This window comes from Acinetobacter sp. YH12218 (assembly GCF_013417925.1).
In the GTDB taxonomy this organism is placed as follows: domain Bacteria; phylum Pseudomonadota; class Gammaproteobacteria; order Pseudomonadales; family Moraxellaceae; genus Acinetobacter; species Acinetobacter amyesii.
On sequence record NZ_VPDB01000166.1, the window covers coordinates 1 to 1,239 of the forward strand.

2 protein-coding genes and 1 pseudogene are annotated in these 1,239 nt (G+C 37.4%); 1 reads left to right on the forward strand and 2 read right to left on the reverse strand.

Annotated elements, in window-relative coordinates; all coding sequences use genetic code 11:
* Positions 1 to 196: transposase (locus tag FTV03_RS17735; protein ID WP_180042422.1), on the forward strand; the 196-nt coding region annotated here is incomplete at its 5' end.
* A 127-nt stretch (positions 197 to 323) separates the two neighbouring features.
* On the opposite strand, the gene FTV03_RS17740 is transcribed toward FTV03_RS17735, so the two are convergent.
* Positions 324 to 716 (reverse strand): DUF4951 domain-containing protein, encoded by a 393-nt coding sequence (locus FTV03_RS17740; protein WP_180042424.1) that lies wholly within the window; start codon positions 714 to 716, stop codon positions 324 to 326.
* 203 nt (positions 717 to 919) lie between these two features.
* Positions 920 to 1,111, reverse strand: a pseudogene (locus FTV03_RS17745) (OsmC family protein); the annotation flags it as partial.
* Between the last annotated feature and the right edge of the window lie 128 nt (positions 1,112 to 1,239).

Below are 1,239 nucleotides of genomic sequence, written 5' to 3' on the forward strand. Positions count from 1 at the left end.
GCGCTGTAAACTGGATTCCGAACTAAAAATCTATAATCAGGAAATCAATAAAAGAAGAATTGGAATTGAGCATGTATTTGGCAGTTTGAAAACCTTCAAAATTCTTGCTGAGCGATATCGCAATCGATGCAAAAGACTAGCATTAAGATTCAATCTAATTGCTGGAATTTATAACTTGGAGCTGAGTGAAAAATGACTTATGAAAGAAATCTATTAAACATTTTTTAAATTTTATTCATTATTCTTTCTATCGAATGTCTCATAATTTTTTATTTTAATTTGAACAAAAACAGCCCAAAAATATGGGCTGTACGGTCTTTCACTTACCACAAACTGACAACTTTCTTCATCAATTCAGCACGAATGGGCGCGGTTGGGTTACCTGCATTGCGCTGCGTTTCATTTTCATAAAACTTTTGCCAAGTTTGAACCATCTCTAAAGTGACATCTTGAGTTTTAAGCTTTTCAACGTCGGCTTTGGTGATGTTGGCTAAGCGCGCTGCAGCACCTTCTGGGCCTGTACCCCAACCAATGATGCCTTGACCATAGGCAGGTAAAGACATGTTGTTCGGTGTTGGCGGTAGCGCAAGACGTTGAATATCTGGATTGACCAAGGATTTAATCTGAGGACGGACTTTTTCAGATAGGGTTAATTCGGCAAAACTTAGTGTGGATGCGCTGATTAGCAATGTACTGATAAGGAGAGGTTTAAGCATCATAGATCAACAAATGAATGTAAATAATAATCATTATATATTTTAGCAAGGTTTTGGTAGCTGAATAAGAATATTTAAATGCATTGGAAATGGATAAGGCTTTATTTTGAGCTCAGCTGTAGATTTGTAGAAGTCAAAAAAGTTCAAAGCACTATTTTATAAGGAATTAAAACAGTGCTTTGTATAGATAGGTGCAAATGGATTTAAGTCAAAACATTTAAAGTGACATTAATATTGTTTCGGGTGGCATTTGAATAGGGGCATACAATATGCGCGGCATCGACCAATTTCTGTGCCTCGCTTGCATCCATACCCTCAAGATGAATATTAAGCGTCACTTCGATACCAAATCCTGTTGGAATAGGGCCGATACCAACATCACCCTCGACGTAGGCAGCATAGGTATCTACACATTTTTTATAAATTGAATGCGATCTGAGCAATCGCATTCAGCTCATCAGACGAATACTCTGACAACAACTGAAGAGTGTTTAATAGTATTGAAAGCCCTGCCAGTATGGCA

Bases quoted from the DNA above. Each gene is read 5' to 3' on its own strand.
- FTV03_RS17740 (WP_180042424.1), bottom strand. From the start codon at position 716: ATGCTTAAACCTCTCCTTATCAGTACATTGCTAATCAGCGCATCCACA.